The 22987-nt window shown below is 32.6% G+C and carries 24 protein-coding genes and 1 tRNA gene; 15 read left to right on the forward strand and 10 right to left on the reverse strand.

The window, feature by feature from the left end:
• Positions 1 to 48 precede the first annotated feature (48 nt).
• The 3 genes from JJ847_04230 to JJ847_04240 form a co-directional block, all read right to left on the reverse strand.
• Positions 49 to 120: transfer RNA gene (locus JJ847_04230), tRNA-Val, on the reverse strand.
• A 50-nt stretch (positions 121 to 170) separates the two neighbouring features.
• A complete protein-coding gene (locus tag JJ847_04235; protein MBO6960093.1) occupies positions 171 to 962 on the reverse strand; it encodes a photosystem II S4 domain protein in 792 nt (263 codons plus the stop codon).
• Positions 963 to 1529: a hypothetical protein gene (locus tag JJ847_04240; GenBank protein ID MBO6960094.1), complete on the reverse strand. Its 567-nt coding sequence runs from the start codon at positions 1527 to 1529 to the stop codon at positions 963 to 965.
• Positions 1530 to 1628: 99 nt separating this feature from the next.
• On the opposite strand from JJ847_04240, the gene JJ847_04245 reads away from it, so the two are divergent.
• The 4 genes from JJ847_04245 to JJ847_04260 all read left to right on the forward strand — a co-directional run bounded on the left by JJ847_04245 (position 1629) and on the right by JJ847_04260 (position 5026).
• Positions 1629 to 3215: a phosphoglycerate dehydrogenase gene (locus JJ847_04245; GenBank protein MBO6960095.1), complete on the forward strand. Its 1587-nt coding sequence runs from the start codon at positions 1629 to 1631 to the stop codon at positions 3213 to 3215.
• Positions 3216 to 3232: 17 nt separating this feature from the next.
• A complete protein-coding gene (locus JJ847_04250) occupies positions 3233 to 4144 on the forward strand; it encodes a 50S ribosomal protein L11 methyltransferase (GenBank protein MBO6960096.1) in 912 nt (303 codons plus the stop codon).
• Positions 4145 to 4279: 135 nt separating this feature from the next.
• Entirely contained in the window at positions 4280 to 4579 is a 300-nt protein-coding gene (locus JJ847_04255; protein ID MBO6960097.1) for a 2Fe-2S iron-sulfur cluster binding domain-containing protein, read from the forward strand.
• 78 nt (positions 4580 to 4657) lie between these two features.
• Complete coding sequence (locus JJ847_04260) at positions 4658 to 5026, forward strand: hypothetical protein (protein MBO6960098.1); 369 nt, start codon at positions 4658 to 4660, stop codon at positions 5024 to 5026.
• Positions 5027 to 5035: 9 nt separating this feature from the next.
• Here JJ847_04260 and JJ847_04265 read toward each other — a convergent pair whose 3' ends face one another.
• Together JJ847_04265 and rnz are read right to left on the reverse strand one after the other, a co-directional pair.
• Positions 5036 to 5596, reverse strand: coding sequence for a pentapeptide repeat-containing protein (locus JJ847_04265; GenBank protein ID MBO6960099.1), 561 nt, complete (start codon positions 5594 to 5596; stop codon positions 5036 to 5038).
• A gap of 74 nt (positions 5597 to 5670) precedes the next feature.
• On the reverse strand, positions 5671 to 6609 hold the full coding sequence (rnz, locus tag JJ847_04270) for a ribonuclease Z (protein ID MBO6960100.1): 939 nt from the start codon (positions 6607 to 6609) through the stop codon (positions 5671 to 5673).
• 89 nt (positions 6610 to 6698) lie between these two features.
• On the opposite strand from rnz, the gene JJ847_04275 reads away from it, so the two are divergent.
• Positions 6699 to 8084, forward strand: a complete 1386-nt coding sequence (locus JJ847_04275) for a SpoIID/LytB domain-containing protein (GenBank protein ID MBO6960101.1) — start codon at positions 6699 to 6701, stop codon at positions 8082 to 8084.
• Positions 8085 to 8087: 3 nt separating this feature from the next.
• Here JJ847_04275 and truB read toward each other — a convergent pair whose 3' ends face one another.
• A complete protein-coding gene (truB, locus tag JJ847_04280) occupies positions 8088 to 9005 on the reverse strand; it encodes a tRNA pseudouridine(55) synthase TruB (GenBank protein ID MBO6960102.1) in 918 nt (305 codons plus the stop codon).
• Between the two features lie 141 nt (positions 9006 to 9146).
• Between truB and JJ847_04285 the strand changes: the two genes are divergently transcribed.
• Entirely contained in the window at positions 9147 to 9821 is a 675-nt protein-coding gene (locus tag JJ847_04285) for a methyltransferase domain-containing protein (GenBank protein ID MBO6960103.1), read from the forward strand.
• Here the strand turns inward: JJ847_04285 and rpmA are convergent.
• Together rpmA and rplU are read right to left on the reverse strand one after the other, a co-directional pair.
• Entirely contained in the window at positions 9814 to 10074 is a 261-nt protein-coding gene (gene rpmA / locus JJ847_04290; GenBank protein ID MBO6960104.1) for a 50S ribosomal protein L27, read from the reverse strand. The genes JJ847_04285 and rpmA overlap by 8 nt on opposite strands.
• 9 nt (positions 10075 to 10083) lie before the next feature.
• The gene (rplU, locus tag JJ847_04295; protein ID MBO6960105.1) at positions 10084 to 10524 is read right to left on the reverse strand and encodes a 50S ribosomal protein L21; all 441 of its coding nucleotides are present in this window, start codon (positions 10522 to 10524) and stop codon (positions 10084 to 10086) included.
• A gap of 145 nt (positions 10525 to 10669) precedes the next feature.
• On the opposite strand from rplU, the gene kaiB reads away from it, so the two are divergent.
• A complete protein-coding gene (kaiB, locus tag JJ847_04300; protein ID MBO6960106.1) occupies positions 10670 to 10987 on the forward strand; it encodes a circadian clock protein KaiB in 318 nt (105 codons plus the stop codon).
• A gap of 62 nt (positions 10988 to 11049) precedes the next feature.
• Positions 11050 to 12579: a circadian clock protein KaiC gene (gene kaiC, locus JJ847_04305; GenBank protein MBO6960107.1), complete on the forward strand. Its 1530-nt coding sequence runs from the start codon at positions 11050 to 11052 to the stop codon at positions 12577 to 12579.
• A gap of 6 nt (positions 12580 to 12585) precedes the next feature.
• Here kaiC and JJ847_04310 read toward each other — a convergent pair whose 3' ends face one another.
• Together JJ847_04310 and purD are read right to left on the reverse strand one after the other, a co-directional pair.
• Positions 12586 to 14643, reverse strand: coding sequence for a HAMP domain-containing protein (locus tag JJ847_04310; protein MBO6960108.1), 2058 nt, complete (start codon positions 14641 to 14643; stop codon positions 12586 to 12588).
• A gap of 4 nt (positions 14644 to 14647) precedes the next feature.
• Positions 14648 to 15979 carry a phosphoribosylamine--glycine ligase gene (gene purD / locus JJ847_04315; GenBank protein ID MBO6960109.1) on the reverse strand — a complete coding sequence of 444 codons (1332 nt, stop codon included), beginning with the start codon at positions 15977 to 15979 and terminating at the stop codon, positions 14648 to 14650.
• A 136-nt stretch (positions 15980 to 16115) separates the two neighbouring features.
• Here purD and JJ847_04320 point away from each other — a divergent pair, with 136 nt between their 5' ends.
• Genes JJ847_04320 through msrA form a run of 7 tightly spaced genes read left to right on the forward strand, consistent with a single transcriptional unit; the run spans position 16116 to position 22976 of the window.
• The gene (locus JJ847_04320; protein ID MBO6960110.1) at positions 16116 to 16844 is read left to right on the forward strand and encodes a phosphoribosylaminoimidazolesuccinocarboxamide synthase; all 729 of its coding nucleotides are present in this window, start codon (positions 16116 to 16118) and stop codon (positions 16842 to 16844) included.
• Between the two features lie 36 nt (positions 16845 to 16880).
• The gene (locus tag JJ847_04325) at positions 16881 to 19022 is read left to right on the forward strand and encodes a BamA/TamA family outer membrane protein (GenBank protein MBO6960111.1); all 2142 of its coding nucleotides are present in this window, start codon (positions 16881 to 16883) and stop codon (positions 19020 to 19022) included.
• Entirely contained in the window at positions 19023 to 19859 is an 837-nt protein-coding gene (locus tag JJ847_04330) for a UDP-3-O-acyl-N-acetylglucosamine deacetylase (GenBank protein ID MBO6960112.1), read from the forward strand. It abuts the gene before it with no gap.
• Between the two features lie 17 nt (positions 19860 to 19876).
• Positions 19877 to 20335 (forward strand): 3-hydroxyacyl-ACP dehydratase FabZ, encoded by a 459-nt coding sequence (gene fabZ, locus JJ847_04335; GenBank protein ID MBO6960113.1) that lies wholly within the window; start codon positions 19877 to 19879, stop codon positions 20333 to 20335.
• Between the two features lie 4 nt (positions 20336 to 20339).
• On the forward strand, positions 20340 to 21182 hold the full coding sequence (lpxA, locus tag JJ847_04340) for an acyl-ACP--UDP-N-acetylglucosamine O-acyltransferase (protein MBO6960114.1): 843 nt from the start codon (positions 20340 to 20342) through the stop codon (positions 21180 to 21182).
• The gene (gene lpxB, locus JJ847_04345) at positions 21179 to 22357 is read left to right on the forward strand and encodes a lipid-A-disaccharide synthase (GenBank protein MBO6960115.1); all 1179 of its coding nucleotides are present in this window, start codon (positions 21179 to 21181) and stop codon (positions 22355 to 22357) included. Before lpxA ends, lpxB begins: the two co-directional genes overlap by 4 nt.
• Positions 22358 to 22373: 16 nt before the next feature.
• Positions 22374 to 22976 (forward strand): peptide-methionine (S)-S-oxide reductase MsrA, encoded by a 603-nt coding sequence (msrA, locus tag JJ847_04350; GenBank protein MBO6960116.1) that lies wholly within the window; start codon positions 22374 to 22376, stop codon positions 22974 to 22976.
• Positions 22977 to 22987: the final 11 nt, after the last annotated feature.

Genomic DNA, 22987 nt, shown 5'->3' on the forward strand with positions numbered 1-22987 from the left:
AATGAAATTATTTTCTGTGGATATAAGCTAGGCCGTCAATAGTTGTGATGGGCGATACTGGATTCGAACCAGTGGCCACTACCGTGTCGAGGTAGTGCTCTACCACTGAGCTAATCGCCCAAATTGAAGAATTATAAATCCCCCTTATAAGAAAATAGCAGGTTAAAGTTTCATTTTCTAAGTAATTTAACTTTCCATCTTTCTCTTTTAGTGATTTCTAAATTTAGAATTTCGATAAATCCTTTTTTTTCTAGTTCTAGTTTGTCGCCAATTTTTAAATTAATAGTTGGCTTATTAACTTTGCCTCCATTTAATTTGAGCATTCCATTTTCAATTCTTTCAATAATTTTGGTTCGCGATATTCTAAAACCTGCTGAAGCTATAGCGTCTAATCTTGTTGAGGCTTCTACTGTATTAATAAATTTTTTTGTTCTTCCTGAGGGTATTTGTAGTTCATCTATATCAACTAAATTAAGTTTTACTTTTACGTCTCTCAAATAAAAAATCTTTTCATCTAGATGCTCAGTATCTGAATTATCAATTATCCCTTGTGCCCCCCTATCGCCAATAGTCCATATATCTCCTACTTTTACTTCATTTAACCCATTTTCAATTAAGAGAGATCTAAAGTCTTCTTGTGTAGCATTATCAAATAAAAAATTGCCATAAATTTTTATCCCTTGCGCAGGAAAATTACTTTTAAGCACGTCCTCTTCAGGAATATTATCCCCTCTAAAGCAAGCTATTCTAGATCTTTGAGCAGAGGAGAAGCCTCCATAAATAAAAAATTTGAAATCATTTAAATTTTCAAAATCTTTTAAGATCTCTTCGCAAACATAAGTTGAATTAAATCCAGTCCAATAAGTTTCCCAGTGTTTGTAAGCTAAGTTAGCAATATTTATTAATTCCTCAGCTTCTTTTTTGTAGTTTGAATTTATTAAGATTCCTTTTAAATCAATCATTTAGCCTTCTAAAAAAAATATATCTTTTGCCTCTGATTGCTTTATCAAAGCCCAAGGTAATTCAGTTCCAATTTGATTTTCAAGTAGAACAAGCCATTTACCCTCTTTATTCAAATTAATAATTGATCTCAACTCTTTATTTCTATTTAAGTTGATACTTGAAGAAGAAACAATGCTTCCTAAATAACCTGAACCCATTCCTAAGAGACCACCAATTAATGATTCCCCGATGTTATTTAAACCAAGAAAGCTGAAGGTAGTTAAATTTGTCATATTAGAAAAAGCTATTCCAGCTATAAAACCAAATGGCATTAGCCATCTACTCATATCTTTTTGTCTAATCTTTCTATCAAGTTTAGGATTTAAAATTCTAATATCTTCAAAATTTTGAGATTTGAATAGGATATTTGTTTTCGCATCTAGCAATTTGGTTTCTTCTGATGTTATTTTTTCACTTATTGGTGGGATCAAAATAGCTTCAGAGAGCATCACTGATTTTTCTTTGAAAACATCAAATAGTTGGACACATTTATCGATGTCTTCAAATATCACAATACTTTTTGTCAAATTTCAATCCTCAACTGTTTGTGTGTTATTCAAATTAATAAAATAAGATACATACACTATAGATTAAGTTAAAGTAAAAGATTAAAGAACCAATCTTAAATGACAAAAGTTCTCATTACAGATCCAATTGATCAAACAGGAATCGATATTCTCTCACAAGTTGCTCAGGTTGATCAAAAGATAGGAATCTCAGAAACTGAATTGGCTTCCATTATTGGAGATTATGATGCTTTAATGATTCGCTCTGGTACTCAAGTGACTCAAGAAATTATTAATTCTTCAAATAAACTGAGAATTATTGGAAGAGCGGGAGTTGGAGTCGACAATGTAGATGTTAAGGCTGCTACGCAAAAAGGAGTACTTGTAGTTAATTCTCCAGGAGGTAATACTATAGCGGCTGCTGAGCACACTATAGCAATGATGTTGGCCTTATCTAGACATATTCCAGTTGCTAATAGCAGTACGTTATTGGGTAAATGGGAAAGAAAGAAATTTGTTGGGAATGAGCTTTATAAGAAAAAATTAGGTGTGGTAGGTTTAGGGAAAATTGGTGCTCATGTAGCGAAAGTTGCTAATGCATTGGGAATGGAAGTTTACGGATATGATCCCTTTGTTTCAAATGAAAGAGCTCAACAAATACAAGTTAAACTATCTGAACTAGAGGATTTATTTCAACAATCTGATTACGTAACTTTGCATTTACCTCGCACACCAGAGACAGAGAATTTAGTAAATATGGATGTGCTTAAAAGTATGAAAAGTAGCGCAAAATTAATTAATTGTGCTCGAGGAGGCTTGATTGACGAAGAAGCATTGTCAGAAGCTTTAAATAAATCATTGATTGGAGGCGCTGCAATAGATGTCTTTTCTAAAGAACCTTTGGAATCTAATTCGCCACTTTTGAAGGTTGAAAAGAATCTTATTCTTACCCCTCACTTAGGAGCATCTACTCGGGAAGCTCAAGAAAATGTAGCTGTTGATGTAGCAGAACAAATAAGAGATGTCTTGCTTGGCTTATCTGCTAGAACTGCAGTAAACATACCAGGTTTGAGCCCTGATATTATGGATAGTCTGAAACCTCATTTACAGTTGGCTGAAACAATGGGTCTGCTTATAAGCCAGCTTTCAGGTGGACAGATTCAAAAACTAGAGGTGAAGCTTCAAGGCGAATTTGTGCAACATCCTTCCCAACCATTAATAATTGCCAGTCTAAAAGGACTTCTAAGTAAAGCTTTGGGAGATAGGATAAATTATGTGAACGCCTCTCTAGAAGCAGATTCGAGGGGCATTACAGTTGTCGAAAGTAAAGATGAGGCAAGACCTGAATTTGCTAGCGGGTCGCTTCAGTTAACTACTTATGGAGATAATGGGGACCATAGCGTAGCAGGAAGCATTTTTGCTGATGGAGAATTAAGAATTATTAGTATTGATCAATACCCAGTCAACGTATCGCCAAGCAGATATATGTTGGTTACGAGGCACAGGGATATGCCTGGCATTATTGGCAAGCTGGGGTCCTTATTAGGTAGCAACAACGTAAATATTGCCTCAATGCAAGTTGGGCGCAAAATTGTTAGAGGTGAAGCTGTTATGGTTCTAAGTATTGATGATCCAATACCTAATAAGTTGCTTGATACCATAATTGAAGTTGAGGGAATTACCAATGCTAATCCAGTTACTCTATAAAAAGGCTTGCTTTGTTCATGGCAATTAAAAATTGGTATAAACTAACTTTTCTTATAGAAAGTGATTCAGAAGAAATTATTATTTGGAAATTAAATGAGCTGGGAATAATTAGTTTTTCATTTGAGTATTTAATTAAAAATAAAAATAATAAAAAGGTGAACATATGGCTTCCAATTGATGATTGGGGAGAGAGTTCTAGAAGTGGTTTGGAAAAAATAATTAGCAAACTTCTAAACATTAATGCCCCTAACAATCAATTTTTTGACTGGATTATTATTAAAGAGGAGGATTGGTTGACAAGCTGGAAGAAATATTGGGCGCCTGAATTAGTAGGAAATCATTTTTTAATATTGCCTTGTTGGATGAATATAAATGAAAAATTTAAAGATAAAAAAATCATAAAAATTGATCCTGGAGCAGCCTTTGGTACGGGAAGTCATCCTTCGACTTATCTTTGCTTGGAAAAAATGGAGAATATTTTATTTTCTGATAAAAAGGTGTTAGATATTGGGAGTGGTAGCGGGATTTTGAGTGTCGCCGCAAGATTGCTTGGCGCTAAAGAGGTTTGTGCAGTAGATAATGATTATTTAGCTATAAATTCAACTAACTCTAATTTTCAACTAAATTTCGGTAATTTAAAAAACTTCAATACATATTTGGGATCTTTTAATGAGTTAATTTTAAAAAATCAACTCAAACAATTTGATGTTGTTTTATGCAATATTCTTGCTGAAGTAATAAAAGAAATGATTCCAAATATTTATAAGTGCTTGAGAAACAATGGGGAAGTCATTTTAAGTGGAATTCTGAATTCGCAAAAAGATGAAATTATAAAAATATTAATTCAGAATGACTTGAAATTATTGGATGTATCAACTAGAAAAGATTGGGCATGTATTTCTGCGCAAAAAGCCAGCGATCAAACCTAAGTATAAGTTTTTCTTATAAATTCTCATTAATACATTTTATTGTGTCATTTTTTACTTCAAAATCTCACATATCGACCCAATCGATGTTAAAAATGTAGTTATTAGGTATTAACTACCAACAATTTTTTTTTTTAAATGGCTTCTTTCAAAGTTACACTCATCAACGAAGGTGAAGGTCTTAATTCAACTATCGAAGTACCTGATGACCAGTACATCCTTGATGCTGCTGAAGAGCAAGGTATAGACCTTCCTTATTCCTGCAGAGCTGGAGCATGTTCAACATGTGCTGGAAAAGTTACTTCAGGTAGTGTTGATCAATCAGATCAAAGTTTCTTGGATGATGACCAACTAGAAGCTGGTTTTGTACTTACATGTGTTGCTTATCCAACATCTGACGTAACAATTACAACTCATGCTGAGGAAGAATTGTATTAATTATAAAAAATTAACTTTTCTAAGTTGATTATTTATTATTTCTCTGCCACCCTCTGTAAAGGTGGCTTTTTTTTATGGATGAATAAATTTGAATTTTTCAAGACTGGTAGTGTTCAATCAAGTTATGGAGGTCAGTACAGTTATAGGGTAATTGGACCATGTTGCAGACTATATGATAGGGAAGAGTTACCCTGGCCCTGTTCAAGACTCGCTTGGAGAAGTAAGGAGCCTAGTTGGAGAAGAATAGGCTCTAGGTTCGTTGCTGATATGGCTTCACGAAAATGCCCATCTTACTCAGTTCAGATTTTGGAGCCTGGATCAAAACCTGTTGAAACAGTTATAACTTTTTTTTCGAAGAAATTTTCTTCTGATATACAAGAATGGTGGTATAGCAAAAAACCAGACTCAAAAGAGCCTGGTAATATCTTCCCATCTGAAGTTAGTTAGCTTTAAATTTTATGCTTTTGGCTTTGGTGGCATGTAACCTTTTAAGCCAGTGCATTCAAGACTATCAATTGTATTAACTCCAGTTTGTGGGTTAGTTCCACTAGCTCTTTCACATAATGATTTTCTCTGAGATAGATCAAGATTTGCATCTGTAAAGTCTGCTCCATCTATAATTGCTCCATCAAAAACACTTTTCATTAGCTCACCATTTGTAAGATTCGCATCAGATAAATCAGCATTATCAAAACGTACAGCATATGCAATGAGATCTTTCATGTTGGCGCTTTTGAAACTAGAATTCTTTGCAGTTGTTACGCTCATATAGGCGCCTTGTAGATTAGCCTCTCCTAAATCTTGATAAGATAAATCATATTTTACAAATTCATTATTTTGAAGATCTGCTCCATGAAGATCTTCTTTCAATCCATCTACTGATGAAGGATCACTAGGATAAAGTGCATTAGCAGAAATTGGATTAATAAGTAAACAAACAATTAAAGGAAGAAAAATAAATAGTCTTTTGAAAGACTTATGTAGTGATGAAAAAATAGAGACCATTTCGATCGACATCAAATAGAAAAACCTAAGACTATTATTTCATGGGTTGGTCATTTACAACGCTCCTGCTAACGAACTGTTGCAGTTTATTTAATTTCTGCAGTTAGAAAATCTTTTGCAAGCTGAGTATTTGGAAAAACTTTTTGCGCCTCTTTAAGCAAATCGCTTGGTGTGATTGAATTTTTATTAGTGTATCTTGGACTTAAATGAGTAATAATTAATTTTTTTGTATTAGATAATAATGCTGTTTTGGCAGCCATGATTGTTGTGGAATGTAATTTTTCGTAGGCCATGCTTTCATCCTCCTCTGAAAAAGTCGATTCATGTACGAGTAAATCGGCATTTTTTGATAATGAAACAGCTGATTCGCTAAACACTGTATCAGTGCAATAAACAAAACTTTCACCTTTTCTAGGAGGTCCACAGAATTCTTTCCCATCGAATGTCCTACCATCAGCTAATACGACTTTTTTACCTTGTTGCAGTTCTGAATAAATTGGTCCAGGGGCTATTTTTAGAGACTCTGCTTTTTTGATATCAAATATACCTGGCTTATCTTTTTCACTTACCCTATAACCATAAGCAGGTATTTTATGTTTAAGGCAGGCGCAATTTACCTTTATACTATTGTTTTCAAATAAAATTTCATTTTTTGATGCAAAACTTTCAACTTCCACAAAATGCAATGGAAACGACAATTTGCAAAAACTACTTCTAAGTGCAGAATTTATAAAACTTCGAAGTTCGGATGGACCATAAATTTCAATACCCTTATTATTTCCTGATAAACCTAAGGTGGCCAATAGTCCAGGTAAACCATAAATATGGTCTCCATGCATATGAGTAATAAAGATCTTCTTAATTTGTGAAGATTTAATATTACTTTTTATGATTTGATGCTGTGTTCCCTCTCCACAGTCAAAAAGCCAAACTTCTGAAGATTGTGTTAATTTAAGAGCTATTGAAGAAACATTTCTATTTGAAGTAGGGACTCCAGAACTTGTTCCTAAGAAGGTAATATTCACTTAATATAGTATTTTTATTTTTGATATCTGGATTTAATCTAGACTTCTAGCCAAACTTAGGCAAATTAAGAATTCGTTTTTTAAACAAAGTGATACTTAAATCAAAAAAAATATATAGTAAATTTTGTTTAATAAGCATAATAATTTTTTGTTTTTTTCATACTCGCACTGCATCAGCTTCAGTTGAACCTATAATAAATGTACTTATTCTAAAAGATAAAAATATTAGAATTAGGTCAGATAGATCAATTCCATTAACAATTAAAGGTCGAAGATTTTCTAGCAAAAAAATTAAAGGTTTAACTTTAAAAAACCAAAATAATAGAACTACTTTATTTTTTGATAAGAAAAAACAAAAAATCTATGACTTAAAAAAAGAAGAAAAATTTCTAGTGAGCTCCTCTGATAGAAGAGGTATTTGGGTTGGTCAGAAAAGATACGCAGGTAAATTGAAGATTTTTATACTTAATAATGAAATATTGGTAGTTAATGTGCTTGGGATGGAGAAGTATCTTACTAGTGTGGTGGGTTCAGAAATGCCTGCTAAGTGGCCTTTGGAAGCATTAAAAGCTCAAGCTATTGCATCAAGAACTTATGCCTTAAAGCAAAAAGGAAATTCTCTATACGATATTGACTCTACAAATAAGAATCAGGTTTATATTGGACTCGAGGCAGGCACATATAAAACTAAAAGGGCAGTAAATAGTACTAGATCATTAGTTTTGACATATAAAAATAAGTTAATTAATTCTTTATTTCATAGCAGTTCTGCAGGTATGACTGAAAATAGTCAAGATGTATGGACGACAAAATATCCATATTTATCTAGTGTTAAAGACTTTGATAAAAATAACCCAAAACTACGATGGAATAAAAAGTTCTCAAATTCCCAATTGCAAAAACTATTTCCAAGGATTGGAGGAATAAGACAAATAGAAATTTTAAATATTACAAGTACGGGTAGGGTAAGAAATGTAAGAATTCAAGGTGATTATGGAACTGATGTAATTTCGGGAGTTGATATTAGAAAAAGATTGAACCTTAAAAGTACTCTAGCAAGATTTAAATTTATTGAAGACAATAATACTGAATCTGGAGGTGAGAGCCCTAAATTATTATCAACTAAAAGATTAGAAGATAAATTCTTAACATATATTGTGAGAGAAGGTGATAACTTGTCTGATATTGCTTATCAGAATAACGCAAATTTATACGAAATTATTACTTTAAATAATATTAAAGATCCATCATTAATAAACATAAATCAAACATTATTAATTCCAAGAAAATTCCATAATAATGCCCCTCCAAGAGATATGATTTTATTAGTTTCAGGATATGGTTCTGGCCATGGCGTAGGAATGAGTCAATGGGGAGCTAAATATTTAGCATCTAAGGGCCAAAAAGCTGAAAAAATATTAAAACATTTTTATAAGGGTGTTGAAATAAAGCCGTTTAAAAAATATTTTCTATAAAAATTATCTTGCATTAAGGACCAATTTGGGATTTATATTAGTTCGTTCATGATTAAAAAAGCCTATACCAAGAAGATTGGTTCTGGAATCTATTAACTTTATAGGTTCTTTATAGTCAAAAGTTTTGCTTTTATTTAAGTAGTTAAAATTAACTGTAATTGCTCTGCCAGTTTGCCAAAAATTGATTTCTTCTTCTTTATTCAAGATTAATGTTGAAATATGATTAAGAGCAGAAATTGTGGGAACAATAAGATTTGTAGTTTTATTTTTATCTTTACCCATATCCGATAGCTTAATGGAATTTTGTTCGTGAAAGCCACAAGCTGATATTCTTTTTAATTGTAAAAGGCAACCCTCTGAATTAAGAGCTTTCCCTAAATCTCTTGCGATTGCCCTTATATATGTACCTGCGGAACATTTGACTTTTATTTCTACGATTCCGTTTATTTGGTCCCAATTCATTAATATTAGATCATCTATTTTTACTTCCCTTGAGGCTAATTCAAAATTTTGATTCTTGAAAAATTTTTTATAAGCTCTCTCACCATTAACGTGAACACTAGATACTTTTGGTGGGATCTGTTTAAAGATTCCTCTGAAATTATTTAAATATTGATCTAATTCCTTATTAGAAATTGTGGGCCAATCTTTCTGATTAATTATGTTACCGTGAATGTCGTCAGTATCTGTTCTAATCCCTAATTTAATTTGTCCTATGTAAGTTTTTCCTTGAGGAAGATATTGAATAAATCTTGTTGCATTACCAATTGCTATTGGTAATGTTCCAGTAACCTCTGGATCAAGCGTCCCTGTATGTCCAACTTTTTTTGTATCTAGCAACTTTCTTATTTGTTTAACACAATCATGGGAAGTACAGCCTTTATCTTTATTTATTACTAAAAATCCATCTTTAGTTTGCATTTTTAATATTAAGAATACTTTGAGAAAGATTTATATTCATCCTATGATTTTTACTTGAAAATTAATAGTAGGAAATTGAAAAACAATAGTTTTATTTTAAAAGAGTTTCTAGATAATGCTTTTAATTTGAAATCACATTTAATGGAATTCTTTTCAATGAAAGAATCTGACTTAGATGGGTTTCTTGCAAATGCAAAAATGAATTTAGCAAATTTACATCCTGGTGATGCTCTAAGTGATGTTTCAGATTTTTATAGTGAGATTGTTGGAGATCGTCATGTGGCAGATTTGGCTGCTTGGCATATTACAAGTAAAGAATATATTACTGATACGTTGAAGTTGCAGCAGAGATTTTCTCGAGGTTTGGTTTTGGATTTTGGAGGAGGTATTGGAACGCATGCTATAGCTAATGCTATGTCTTCAAAAGTTGAGCAAGTTTTTTTTGTAGATATTAATCAAACAAATAGAAATTTTGTTGAATATAGAGCTAAGGAATTAGGAATCGAAAAAAAACTTACTTTTTGTACGACAATTAAAGATACACAAATACAGAAATTTGATACGATAATTTGCCTTGATGTTTTGGAACATCTTGCTGATCCATCTTCCCAAATTGAAATATTTAATGAAATTATGCATTCTAATTCTATTGCTGTATTCAATTGGTATTTTTATAAAGGAGAAAAAAAAGAATACCCTTTCCACCTCGACGATAGTCAAGTTATAGAGGCCTTTTTTAGGACACTTCAGTCAAATTTTTTAGAAGTTTTTCATCCTATTCTTATAACTACAAGGGCTTATAAAAAAATCAGATAACTATATTTACTCTTTTTCTATTTCTTAAATTTCTTTTTATACTTTCAAAACTTACGGTTCCTTCTTTGAGAGCGAATAGGGTGTCATCTTTACCCTTCCCAACGTTAATTCCAGGCAAAAAGGAGGTACCCCTTTGGCGAATCAAAATTGATCCAGCAGTAACTTTTTCACCACCATAAGCTTTTACACCCAATCTTTTTGAGTTTGAATCCCGACCGTTTCTTGTTGAACCTGTTCCCTTTTTGTGTGCCATTAGAAATGATTAATTTGTGGTTTTTTCAGATTTTGGTTTAGTTTCCTTTTTGACAGCCTCTTTTTTAGTAGAAGACTTAGTGGAATTTTTACCTACCGATATAGATCTTACCATAACTCTTGTGAGTTCTTGTCTGTGACCCATTTTTCTTCTTGTCTTTTTTTTTGGACGCATTTTGTACACTAAAATTTTCTTATCTCTTTTGTGAGAAACTACTTCTAATTCAATCTTTGCATCCTTTACATAAGGGTTACCAATAGCAATAGAGTTTTTATCTTTAAGAAGTAAAACTTTCTCAAGTATTATTTTTTCTTTTTCTTTAGCGTTAACTCTATCGATATCATAATATCTATCAACTTCAAACCAAAATTGTTGTCCTGATGTTTCTGCTATTGCGTACAATTCATTACTTTTGGAAGAATTGTTTGATGATTTTTTTGAATTTGTCATGTTTTAGGGACGCTATCAGGCTCAAATATAAAATTTGATTAAGCCTAGTAAGCAATCATAATAATTTGTTTATTTTCTTATTTTGTAGTGTAATAAGTCAAGGGCTGATCTAAATCTTTTATATCAATTTGAGGAACCATAAACAATGGCAGCAAGAAAAACATACATTTTAAAACTCTATGTTGCTGGGAATACTCCTAATTCAATGAGAGCTTTGAACACTTTAAGAGAAATTTTAGAAAATGAGTTTAAAGGAGTTTATGCTTTAAAGGTTATTGATGTACTTAAACAACCGCAACTTGCGGAGGAAGATAAAATTTTAGCTACCCCAACTTTAGCTAAAATTTTACCTCCACCAGTTAGAAGAATAATTGGCGACCTTTCAGATAGAGAAAAAGTTTTGATCGGTTTGGATCTACTTTTTGATGAATTAACTGAAACTGAATATAGTGGAGATAAATAACACATAGAAAACCTTCTTAGAAAAATGAATTTCATTTTTATTTAAGTTTTTTTTACAAAAATATGAAAGATAAGAAATTTGCCAAATCAAACAAAATGCAAGTCCAAAAATTGCCAACCGGCATAGAGGGGTTTGATGATGTTTGTAGAGGTGGACTCCCTGTATCCAGAAGTACACTGGTTAGTGGTACATCAGGGACTGGTAAAACTGTTTTTTCTCTTCAATACTTACATCACGGGATTTGCAATTTTGATGAGCCTGGAATCTTTGTTACTTTTGAAGAATCGCCTTTAGACATAATTAGAAACGCGGCTAGCTTCGGATGGGATTTACAAAAATTAATCGATCAAAATAAGTTATTTATATTAGATGCTTCTCCTGATCCTGATGGTCAAGATGTCGCGGGTAGTTTTGACTTATCTGGTCTTATTGAAAGAATTAGTTACGCAATAAGGAAATATAAAGCTAAAAGAGTTGCAATAGATTCAATAACTGCTGTTTTCCAACAATATGATGCAATTTATGTTGTTAGAAGGGAAATATTTAGACTAATTGCGAGATTAAAAGAAATAGGAGTAACTACAGTTATGACTACAGAACGGGTTGATGATTACGGACCTATTGCTAGATATGGAGTAGAAGAATTTGTATCTGATAATGTTGTCTTATTAAGGAATGTTTTAGAGTCAGAGAAGAGAAGAAGAACTTTAGAAGTTTTAAAGTTAAGAGGTACTGTTCATATGAAAGGTGAATACCCATTCACTATGGGTATTGATGGTATAAGTGTGTTTGCTCTTGGCGCAATGAGACTAACCCAAAGATCATCGAATATTAGAATTAGTTCAGGAGTTAAAGATCTCGACGATATGTGTGGTGGCGGTTATTTCCAAGATTCCATAATTCTCGCTACAGGAGCTACTGGTACAGGGAAGACAATGTTAGTATCAAAATTTGTAGAAGATGCATATAACAATAGTGAAAGAGCAATACTATTCGCTTACGAAGAATCAAGAGCGCAATTGCTTAGGAATGCCACTAGTTGGGGAATAGACTTTGAAAAGATGGAAAGTGATGGATTATTAAAAATTATTTGTGCATATCCTGAATCAACTGGCCTTGAGGATCACTTGCAAATAATAAAAACGCAAATTAACCAATTTAAACCAAAGAGAATGGCGATAGATTCCCTTTCAGCATTAGCAAGAGGTGTAAGTTTAAATGCATTTAGACAGTTTGTAATTGCAGTGACAGGTTATACAAAACAGGAAGAGATAGCAGGCTTTTTTACCAATACTGCAGAAGAATTCATGGGAAGTCATTCTATTACTGATTCTCACATCTCCACAATTACAGATACCATTTTATTGCTCCAATATGTTGAAATAAAAGGAGAGATGGCAAGGGCTTTAAATGTCTTTAAAATGAGAGGATCATGGCACGACAAAAGAATAAGAGAATTTATTATCACTAATAAAGGACCTGAAATAAAAGATTCTTTTTCAAACTTTGAGCAGATATTTAGTGGAGCCCCTCACAGAGTTGTACCTGATCAAAGTGTTCAAAATGTTTTTAAAGGTTTAGAAAATAATTAGGTAAACTTAGCTGATTTCTGGGTTTGAAAAAGTACCTACGTTGTTTATGGTTTGAGTCAATAATTCATCTCTGTCAGACTGTGACAAGGCTAAATCAAACCAAAAGGTTGTTCCAACGCCTAATTCACTAGCCATCCGAATTTCTCCACCATGTTTTTCAATTATCCCTCTCACTATAGATAAACCTAAACCTGTTCCTTGTTCAGTGTGAACAGCATTCTCTACTCTATAAAAACGGTCAAATATCTTTTCTTGATCTGCTTGTGATATTCCCGAACCAGTATCAGAGATCTCAATTCTTACTTTTGGTAAGGGTGAAACTAACTCACATTGAGGAGCTCCATGATCTTTTTTACTAGGAGGAAAGGCAGGGCATGAATCTGGCCAAGTGTAAGCTCTTATCATTAAGTTGCTGTTTTTGGGACTAAATTTCAAACCATTACCGAGCAAATTATCAAAAACTTGTAAAAGTAAATCAAAGTTTCCCAGAATTGAAGGGATAGTTTCTTCGATGTCATGAGCTAAAGAAACATTTTTTTCTATTGCATTGAGCTTATAATTTCTTAGAGTTTGTTCAATTGCTTGCTTAATATCCATTTCTTCTAATTGAACTATTTTACCTGATTCTAATCTTGATAAATCCAATACATCATTTACTAGTCTTGTCAGCCTATCTGTTTCTGAATTTGCTATTCCAAGAAATTCGAGTTGTTCCTCATTAGATAGCTGATCTTTTAAATCATGTAAGGTCTCTACGTAACTTTTAATGTTAAAAAGTGGTGTCCTTAATTCATGGGAAACGTTACTAATAAATCTGTTTTGTGCCGCATTTAATTCTACCTCTCTTGTAAGATCCTGAATTGTGACAGCAATACCTTTTAATTCAACTTTGTTTGTATCTAATACTGACTGTAAGACAATTCTTAAAGTTCTAGCGGGTTCTCCTAAGCTAAACCTTAAATCATCTTTCTCCTTTTCTCTATTAAGTATGGATTCTATATTTGTATGTAAGTCATTAGATAAAATTTCGGGTATCTCATTTAAAAAAAATTTTCCTTCAAGAAATCTTCCTTCCCAACGAAATAATCGTTTTGCTGTTGGATTAGTAAGTACAATTTTCCCTTGAGAATCTAAAAGTATTGCACCATCAGCCATAGTAGCTATTAGTGATTGCTGCTTTATTTGAGCGGCTTTTAGCTCTTCAATATTTGCTTCGTCATAATTTTCTAATTGAGTAGCCATTCGATTAAATCCGTTTAAAAGCTCTCCCAGATCTCCTGTCATAGGCAAAGAAATTCTAGATTTAAAGTTTCCTTTTGAAATTTCTCTAACACCTCTTACTAACTCCCTTACTGGCCTTGTAATTGTAAGTGCATTGAATACAGCTCCAAGTATGACTAAAACCCAAATTGAGATAAAAACTGCAATAGTCACTTCTCTTGTTAAAGCCGCACTGGCTAAAGCTTTCTTATTTGGGGTAACTCCTAAAGCTAGAGTTCCAAGATATTTACCTTTCCATAGCATCGGTACAAAAACATCTGTAACTTGACCCTGAGGTGTAACGTGCTGCCTGACTAGTGGAAATTGTGGTCTTTTCTTTAATTCTGATGGTAATTTTAATCTTCTGGTGAGCTGAAACTGACTATCTGAACTTGTAGGAGTTGCACTTATTGGTATTCCAAGTTGCACTATATCTTCGGCGTCCGTAAAAAATATGTAGCGTAAATTTCGACTTGATCTCCAGAATTTTTCAGCTACATTCGAGATTTCTTTTTTTTGATTATTAGCAACTAATTCTGTGACGTTTCCCGATAGCAATAATCCAAGATCTCGAGCATATCTTGTATCATTCATTCCAGCATCTCGTTGAATGCTATTTAATGCAAAAAAAGTTATTCCTGTCATTAAGAGACTTACAACAAGGGTGGCTATTGCTAATAATTTTGTTCTTAAACTAAATCCACTCCACCAAGTAAGTAGTCTATTAATCCAATAATTATTGTTGATATTTTCAATATTAATAATTTTATAATCTCTATTTTCTTGATTATTTGTATCGGCCATGGACTTAATTCTCCTTTAAAAAGTTTTTTCTCACTTGATGACCAATATCATTTCTAAAGTAAATACCATCAAAATTTATTTCTTTTAAATTTTTGTATGCTTTTTCGAAAGCTATATCAAAATCTTTGTCTTGACAGACAATGCTTAATACTCTTCCTCCATTAGTCAATAATTCTCCACTTTTACTAAGAGAAGTACCAGAGTCGAAAATTTGACAATCACTTGAGTCAATGTTTCCTATTTTTATTGGAAAGCCAGTTTTATATTCGTTAGGGTAACCTTCTGAAGTCGCTATTACACAACCACTAACTTTATCGAAAGTATCAATTTTTTCATCACCTGTTAAATTTCCCATAGAGCATTTTTCTAGAAGAAATACAAAATTTTTATCCATCAAAGGCATTATTGTTTGGCATTCTGGATCGCCAAATCTACAATTATATTCTATAACTTTGGGCCCAGATTCTGTGATCATTAATCCAAAATAAATTACACCTTTATAATCAATATTTTTTCTATTTAGTTCAACTATTGTAGGTTCTATTATTTCTTTGATAATTCTATCAAGGTAATCTTTTGTTATTAGTGGGGCGGGAGAATAAGCCCCCATGCCCCCAGTATTTGGACCTTTATCATTCTCTTCGAGACGTTTGTGATCTTGGGCGGTTGGAAGTAATAGATATCTCTCTCCATCACATAGAGCAAAAACCGAAACTTCTGGACCTTGAATTTTTTCTTCTAAAACAACCACATTTCCGGAATCACCAAACTTACCATTAAAGATTGATTCTGCTGCTTTACAACATTCATCTTTAGAGTTGGGTATAAAAACACCTTTACCTGAAGCCAAGCCATCTGCTTTTACTACAAGTGGACTCGGTGATGAATGGATAATTTGTTTGGCCTCTTGTAAAGAATTTACTTTCCAAAATTTTGCAGTTGGAATATTCGCGTCTTTCATAAATTCTTTTGCCCAAGACTTGCTGTATTCCAATTTTGCTCCATTTTTCCCAGGACCAAAAACTTTGAAGTCTTTTTTGCGGAGAAAATCGGCTAATCCATTCGCTAACGGGATTTCTGGTCCTATTATTATTAAATCTATCTTTAAAAATTCAAGCTTTTGAACTAATTCATCTTTATTGTTTATATCAAATTTTATTCTTTCACATTTGTTAATTCTTTCTGATCCAGCATTGCCGGGAATTAAATAAACTTTATTGACTAATTCATTTTTTTGAATAGCCCAAGCTAAAGAATTTTCTCTCCCGCCATTACCAATAATTAAAATATTTTCTAATCTAATTAAGTTCTTAGAGCTTGTTGTATTGATACTCATAAAATTTGTTTTTTAGGGGTTATGAGGTTTCGATGAATAATCAGGTAAGATGAAATTAACTATTTAGAAAAGTCGATCTCTATCTAATATGTTAATTACAAATTTTACTTTTAGTTATCAATTGAGGTCTTAAATAATGAATAAAAAATATGAGTTAATTTATGAAGGTAAAGCAAAAAAAGTTTTTTCTTATGATCATGCAGATAAAGTAATAATTGAATTTAAAGATGATGCTACAGCTTTTAATTCATTAAAAAAAGCAAAATTCGAAGGTAAGGGAAAACTTAATTGCCTAATAAGTGCAAGAATTTTTGAACTTCTTATGAAGAATAATATTCCTACTCATTTTATTGAGCTCAAAAATGAAAATACTATGATTGCTAAAAAAATTAAGGTGATCCCCTTAGAAATTGTTCTGAGAAATATTGCTTATGGTTCCTTATGTAAACAAACGAATATAAAACCTGCAACTATCTTAGAAAAACCATTAATTGATATTTATCTTAAAAATGATGAACTTAATGATCCGCTTATTACAAAAGATAGAATTGAATTAATGAAGATAATAAGTTCTAAAGATTTGGAATCAATAATAGATTTAACCATAAAAATTAATGGAATCCTGAAAAGTTTTTTTAAAAATATTAAGCTTCAACTTGTAGATTTTAAATTGGAATTTGGCTTTGATCTTAAGAATAATTTACTTCTAGGGGATGAAATAAGTCCTGACAATTGTAGATTATGGGATCTTAATCAGAAAAATGATACAATTGTAAGTCTAGACAAGGACAGATTTAGAAATGATTTAGGTGGCCTAATTGATGCTTATAGTGAAATTAACAGAAGAATAAACGAATTCATTTAATTCAATGAATATTTTTTTACCATGATTAAAAATACTATGCAAAAACATTTTTTAAAATTTAGAAAAGTTTTTACAAATATTGCTTTCCCCCCTTTGATTTTGATATCAAATAATTCAGTACTTAGTTCTGATTTTTTACCAAATGACTTAGATCAATCAATTTCAACCCTAGAAATTAATCAAATTAATGATGATTTATTTGAAAGGTTTGATTTTAAAAAAGAGCAAAATTTCTTGATTGCAGAAAATGAGAACAATATTAGGGAGGAGGGTGCTCTTATTTCAGAAATAATTATTAAAGGTTGGGAAAATCATCCTGAGGGGAGAAAACTTGAATTAGCTGCATATGATTCCATGAGTATTAAACCAGGAAGTGTTGTTGATAATCGAACTCTAAATCAAAACCTTAATGCAATATATGCTAGCGGTTGGTTTTCCGGAGTTAAAATAAATTCTCAAGATGGGCCTCTAGGATTGAGGTTAATTATAAATGTAGTGCCCAATCCAATTTTGAAAAAAGTTGAACTGAAACCAGAAAATTCAGTAATTTCTAATTCATATGTAGATGACCTTTTTAAAAATTTTTATGGCACAACTCTTAACCTAAATGAGTTGCAAAATAAAATAGAAATAATAAAAAAGCGTTATGAAAGTGAAGGTTATTCTTTAGCTAGAATAAATGGCCCAGATCGAATATATGAAAACGGTATAGTAACATTAAATGTTTCAGAAGGGATCATATCTGATTTAAAGTTAAGATTCCCTGGATCTGATGGTGAATCTATTATTGATGGGAAACCTCGAAAAGGAAAAACAAAAGACTGGGTTATAAAAAGACAGTTAAAAACTCAGCCCGGCACAATATTTAATAGAAAAATTTTAGAAGCTGATATCAACCGCTTATACTCAACATCCCTATTTGATGATGTTAAGGTATCTCTTGGTCCTGACAATTTAAATCCTGGACAAGTCATAATTTTTCTAGATTTGACCGAGCAAAGAACAGGATCATTGACAGGTGGTCTTGGCTATAGCACGGGCGCAGGAATTTTTGCAACAATTGGTTTGCAGGAAACTAATACACTTGGAAGAGCTTGGTCTACAAAATTCAACCTGAATTTTGGAGAATATTCAACCACTTATAATTTTTCTTTATCTGATCCCTGGATTAAAGGAGATAAATATAAAACTGCTTTTAGAACGAATATTTTTCTAAGTAGGGATTATCCACAAGAATTTAAAAGTGAAGAGAATGGTCGTATATACGCCGTAAATGATACAACAACTTCAACAGCTGATACTTTTTCATCAGTAGTTTTAGAAAAAACAGGAGGTGGATTTTCTTTCTCAAGGCCTCTTAATGGAGGGGATCCATTTAAGGTCGCTAAATGGAGAGTTCTTGCAGGTATGAATTTTAAGAAAGTTGAGATGATTGATGGTGATGGGAACAAAAAACCCTATGGTGATATGACACCAACAACAGGCAATGTAAGCGATATTATCTGTCTTGGATTCAATCCAAATGATGGGTCATGCCCTGAAGAAAATACATTAGTGAGTGTTATTGCAAGTACATCTAGAAATAATTTGAATAATACTGTAAATCCAACTTCAGGAAATAAATTAACCTTTGGTACTGAACAGTTTGTCTCAGTCGGCGACAAATCTCCAACATTTAATAGAATGAGAGCCTCATATTCGTTTTTTATACCAACAAGACTGATTAATTTTACTAAAGCATGTAGGTCTAGTAATACTTCTAGTGGAAATAGTGAAGATTGTCCTCAAACTATTGGTATTCAATTGACAACCGGAACTATTGTAGGGGATTTGCCTCCTTATGAAGCATTTTGTTTGGGAGGAACTTCATCTGTTAGAGGATGGGGATCCTGTGACTTAGCGGTAAGTAAAAGTTATGTTGAAGGTACGGCAGAATATAGATTCCCTGTTTGGAGAATGATAACAGGAGCTTTATTCGTTGATGCCGGAAGTGATTTAGGCTCTCAAAAGGATGTTCCAGGAAAACCGGGTAAATTATTGCAAAAATCAGGTTCTGGTTTTTCACTGGGAGGGTCAGTTGGAGTGAAAACCCCAATTGGTCCATTAAGGTTAGATGTTGCTAGTAAGGATCTAAGTGGAGATTGGAGATATACTCTTGGAGTGGGATGGAAGTTTTAAGTGTTTTCTTGGCCTACTAATTACGATTATTGTTATACCTTGGCTGGTGTTATATCCAGAGAAGGAATAGGTCTTCATAGTGGAGAAACAACAAGATTAACAATTTCTCCTTACGAAAAAGAAGGATTTTATGTTTCTTTCAGGGATAAACCCAACCAAATCTTTAAGCTAACTCAAGATTTAATAGGTAGTACGATGCTTTGTACTGCAGTTAAATTAGGAGGTCGAAATTTGTATACTATTGAGCATTTATTATCTTCAATGGCTGGTTGTGGCCTAAGTTATATACATATTGAGGTTGATGGAAAAGAGATCCCGCTTTTGGATGGTTCTGCAATTCAGTGGGTTAAAGAGTTTGAAGAAGTAGGGATAAAAAAGGCGCCCAAACCAGATAATTTTTTTAGAGAGATTAATAAATCAATAATCATAAATAAAGAAACCTCAGTGATTTCTGCAACTCCCTCTAATAAGACTACAATTATATCCACAATAAATTTCACCTATAAAGCAATTGGAACTCAAACTTTTGTAATTGATTTAAATCCAAAAAGTTTTGTTGAAATGATTGCTCCAGCAAGAACATTCGGTTTTAAGGATAAGTTTCAAGAGTTAAGTGAACTGGGCTTAATAAAGGGGGGAAGTTTGGAAAATGCTATTGTTTGTGACGGTGATGGATGGGTTAATCCTCCATTAAGATTTGATAATGAACCAATAAGACATAAAATTTTGGACCTTATTGGGGACTTGGCTTTGGTAGGGTTACCAAAGGCTCAAATTTTAGTTTACAAAGGATCGCATTCTTTAAATTCTTTATTGGCCTCATCGCTTAAAAATTAACTTTATCTTTAATCGTTTTGGAAAAGCAATTTACCAGTGATAATAATCAACTCTCCTCCGAGAAAATACTAGGTTTATTACCTCACAGATACCCCTTTGCTCTTGTGGATAAAGTTATTGAGCATATTCCTGGGGAGCGGGCGATTGCAATAAAAAATGTGACTATAAATGAACCGCAATTTCAGGGACACTTTCCTGAGAGGCCATTAATGCCCGGAGTTCTCATTGTTGAATCAATGGCCCAGGTTGGGGGACTAATAGTAACTCAAATGCCAGATCTCCCTAAAGGTCTATTTGTCTTTGCGGGAATCAATAACGTTAAATTCAGAAAACCTGTTGTTCCTGGGGATCAATTAATAATTACTTGTGAATTATTAAGCATTAAAAGAAAAAGATTTGGCAAGGTGAAAGGAGAGGCACACGTCGATGGGAAGTTGGCTTGTGCCGGAGAATTAATGTTTTCGTTGGTTGATTAGCAATATGAAGAATAAAAAAAATGAATTTGGCTCAGCTTATGAAGGTGTAAATGTACACCCAACAGCTTTTGTTGATGCAAATGCCGAATTGCATGAAGGAGTCATTATTTCTCAAGGAGCTATTGTCGGCCCTGATGTGACTATTGGGGAAGGAACCGAAATAGGGCCTAATGCTGTAATTACCGGAAGAACCAAAATTGGCAAAAATAATAAAGTTTTCCCAAACGTTTTCATAGGCCTTGATCCCCAAGATCTTAAATATAAAGGTGCCGCAACAGAAGTAATTATTGGAGATAATAATACTTTTAGAGAATGTGTAACCATTAATAAGGCAACTAATGAAGGAGAAAAAACTATTATTGGCAATAATAATTTATTAATGGCTTACTCCCATATTGGCCATAATTGTGAACTTGGTGACGGGATAGTTTTATCAAATAGTGTTCAAGTTGCAGGTCATGTAAAAGTTGAAGATAAAGCTATTATTGGAGGCTGCTTAGGTATACATCAATTTGTGCATGTTGGATATTTAGCGATGATCGGAGGAATGACTAGAGTAGATAGAGACGTTCCTCCTTTTTGCATAGCTGAAGGACATCCCGGAAGATTGAGAGGTTTGAATAGGATCGGAATTAAGAGAAGTGGTTTGATGGAAAATAAGGACTTTGATTTGAAACTTTTGCAAAGTACTTGGAATCTTATATTTAAATCTGATGATTCTATTTCGAATTCATTAGAAAAAGCGTTCAAAGGAGAATTAGATCTTTCATCTTCAAAATTATGCAGTTTTTTAAAAAAATCTATATCTAAGGAAAGGCGAGGACCAATGCCTCATGTTAATTTATGAGAAAAAAGATATTTATAAGTACTGGAGAAGTATCTGGAGATTTGCACGGGAGTTTTTTAACAAAAGCATTATTTGATGAAGCGAAAAAAAAGTCAATAGATTTAGAAATTTGCGGATTAGGTGGTGAAAGGATGAGGAAAGAAGGTGTGAAAATTCTTCAAGATACTACATCAATTAGTGCAATAGGAATTTGGGAGGCTTTACCTCTTATTCTTCCAACAATAAGAATTCAAAGAAGATTTTATAAATTACTAAAAAAATACCCTCCAGATTGCTTAATTCTGATTGACTATATGGGTCCCAATATTAATATTGGGACTAAATTAAAAAGATCGAGAAATAATATTCCAATTTACTACTATATAGCTCCTCAGGAATGGGCTTGGAGAGTTGGTAATAATAGCACTACAAATTTAATTAATTTTTCTGATAAAATTTTTGCGATTTTTAAGCAGGAAGCAAACTTTTATAAAAGGAGAGGTGGAAATGTTTCTTGGGTTGGACACCCAATGATTGATTTAACGAAAAAATTGCCTTCGAAGAAGGACTCTAGAACAATTCTAAAACTTAGAGAAAATCAGAATATCTTACTTTTAATGCCCGCATCAAGACCACAAGAGTTGAAATATGTATTACCCACCTTCTTGAAAACTGCAAAAAAATTACAATTAAGATATCCAAGTCTTATTGTCTATATTCCATCATGTAGGAGGAATTTTGATGAGCAATTTAGAAAGGGTTTAGAAAAGTATGAAATTAAAGGGAAGGTTATTTCTCAACAAGATGATGCTGAATTAATTCCTTATATTTATTCATTAGCAAAACTAGCTTTATGTAAATCAGGCACAGTTAATATGGAATTGGCTTTATATGGGATACCACAGATTATTGGATATAAAGTAAGTAGAGTTACTGCTTTTATTGCAAAAAGAATTCTCAATTTTAAAGTAAGATTTATTTCTCCTGTAAATCTTTTGATGAAAAAATTTATCATACCTGAGTTTGTTCAGAAGAATTTTATTGAAGAAAAAATTTTTTATAAAGCTTGTAGGCTTCTGGATCTGACATCAGAAAAAGCAAAAATTAAAAAAGGTTATACCCTTCTTAAAAAAGAATTAGGAGAGGAAGGAGTAGTTGATAGAGCCGCGAAAGAAATCATTAATTCCATTATTTGAACTTTATAATAAAAAAATGAAATATTTTTTACCCCTTATAATTGTATTTTCAATATTCATTAACCCTTTAAATACTATTGCAGAAGAATTGATTCTTGCAGGAGGTTGTTTTTGGTGTTTAGAACATGACTTAGAGTCATTAAAGGGGATAAATTTTGTACAAAGTGGTTATTCAGGTGGTGATTTACAAAATCCAACCTACGAAAATCATGAAGGGCATCAGGAAGTTGTTTTGGTAGACTATGATTCCCAATTGGTCACTTTACCTGAGATACTTAGACTCTATTTCAGAAATATTGATCCTTTGGACGCTAAGGGTCAATTTTGTGATCGTGGAGATTCTTATAGGCCTGTGATCTTTTTTAAAGATGAAACTGATAAAAGTTATGAAACAAATGCAATTGTTTCGGCCTCTAATGAATTACGAGTGCCCTTAGAAAAGATATCAGTAGAACTAAAACCGAAAGGTCAATTTTGGTTGGCTGAAGAATATCATCAGGATTTTGCTGAGAAAAATGAATTGAAATACAAGTTCTATAGATTCTCTTGTGGGAGAGATCAGAGGTTGGATAAATTATGGGGGAATAACGCTAGATCAAAAAATCTCTGGACTGAATGATTTTAAATATG

The organism is Prochlorococcus marinus CUG1438 (assembly GCA_017644325.1).
Lineage (GTDB): Bacteria > Cyanobacteriota > Cyanobacteriia > PCC-6307 > Cyanobiaceae > Prochlorococcus_A > Prochlorococcus_A marinus_AA.

Excerpts from the sequence above, each read along its gene's own strand:
- JJ847_04235 (MBO6960093.1), bottom strand. The coding sequence starts at position 962 with ATGATTGATTTAAAAGGAATCTTAATAAATTCAAACTACAAAAAAGAA.
- JJ847_04245 (MBO6960095.1), top strand. The coding sequence starts at position 1,629 with ATGACAAAAGTTCTCATTACAGATCCAATTGATCAAACAGGAATCGAT.
- JJ847_04250 (MBO6960096.1), top strand. The coding sequence starts at position 3,233 with ATGGCAATTAAAAATTGGTATAAACTAACTTTTCTTATAGAAAGTGAT.
- JJ847_04255 (MBO6960097.1), top strand. The coding sequence starts at position 4,280 with ATGGCTTCTTTCAAAGTTACACTCATCAACGAAGGTGAAGGTCTTAAT.
- JJ847_04260 (MBO6960098.1), top strand. The coding sequence starts at position 4,658 with ATGAATAAATTTGAATTTTTCAAGACTGGTAGTGTTCAATCAAGTTAT.
- JJ847_04265 (MBO6960099.1), bottom strand. The coding sequence starts at position 5,596 with ATGTCGATCGAAATGGTCTCTATTTTTTCATCACTACATAAGTCTTTC.
- truB (MBO6960102.1), bottom strand. The coding sequence starts at position 9,005 with ATGCAAACTAAAGATGGATTTTTAGTAATAAATAAAGATAAAGGCTGT.
- JJ847_04285 (MBO6960103.1), top strand. The coding sequence starts at position 9,147 with ATGGAATTCTTTTCAATGAAAGAATCTGACTTAGATGGGTTTCTTGCA.
- rpmA (MBO6960104.1), bottom strand. The coding sequence starts at position 10,074 with ATGGCACACAAAAAGGGAACAGGTTCAACAAGAAACGGTCGGGATTCA.
- rplU (MBO6960105.1), bottom strand. The coding sequence starts at position 10,524 with ATGACAAATTCAAAAAAATCATCAAACAATTCTTCCAAAAGTAATGAA.
- kaiB (MBO6960106.1), top strand. The coding sequence starts at position 10,670 with ATGGCAGCAAGAAAAACATACATTTTAAAACTCTATGTTGCTGGGAAT.
- kaiC (MBO6960107.1), top strand. The coding sequence starts at position 11,050 with ATGAAAGATAAGAAATTTGCCAAATCAAACAAAATGCAAGTCCAAAAA.
- JJ847_04310 (MBO6960108.1), bottom strand. The coding sequence starts at position 14,643 with ATGGCCGATACAAATAATCAAGAAAATAGAGATTATAAAATTATTAAT.
- purD (MBO6960109.1), bottom strand. The coding sequence starts at position 15,979 with ATGAGTATCAATACAACAAGCTCTAAGAACTTAATTAGATTAGAAAAT.
- JJ847_04320 (MBO6960110.1), top strand. The coding sequence starts at position 16,116 with ATGAATAAAAAATATGAGTTAATTTATGAAGGTAAAGCAAAAAAAGTT.
- JJ847_04325 (MBO6960111.1), top strand. The coding sequence starts at position 16,881 with ATGCAAAAACATTTTTTAAAATTTAGAAAAGTTTTTACAAATATTGCT.
- lpxA (MBO6960114.1), top strand. The coding sequence starts at position 20,340 with ATGAAGAATAAAAAAAATGAATTTGGCTCAGCTTATGAAGGTGTAAAT.
- lpxB (MBO6960115.1), top strand. The coding sequence starts at position 21,179 with ATGAGAAAAAAGATATTTATAAGTACTGGAGAAGTATCTGGAGATTTG.
- msrA (MBO6960116.1), top strand. The coding sequence starts at position 22,374 with ATGAAATATTTTTTACCCCTTATAATTGTATTTTCAATATTCATTAAC.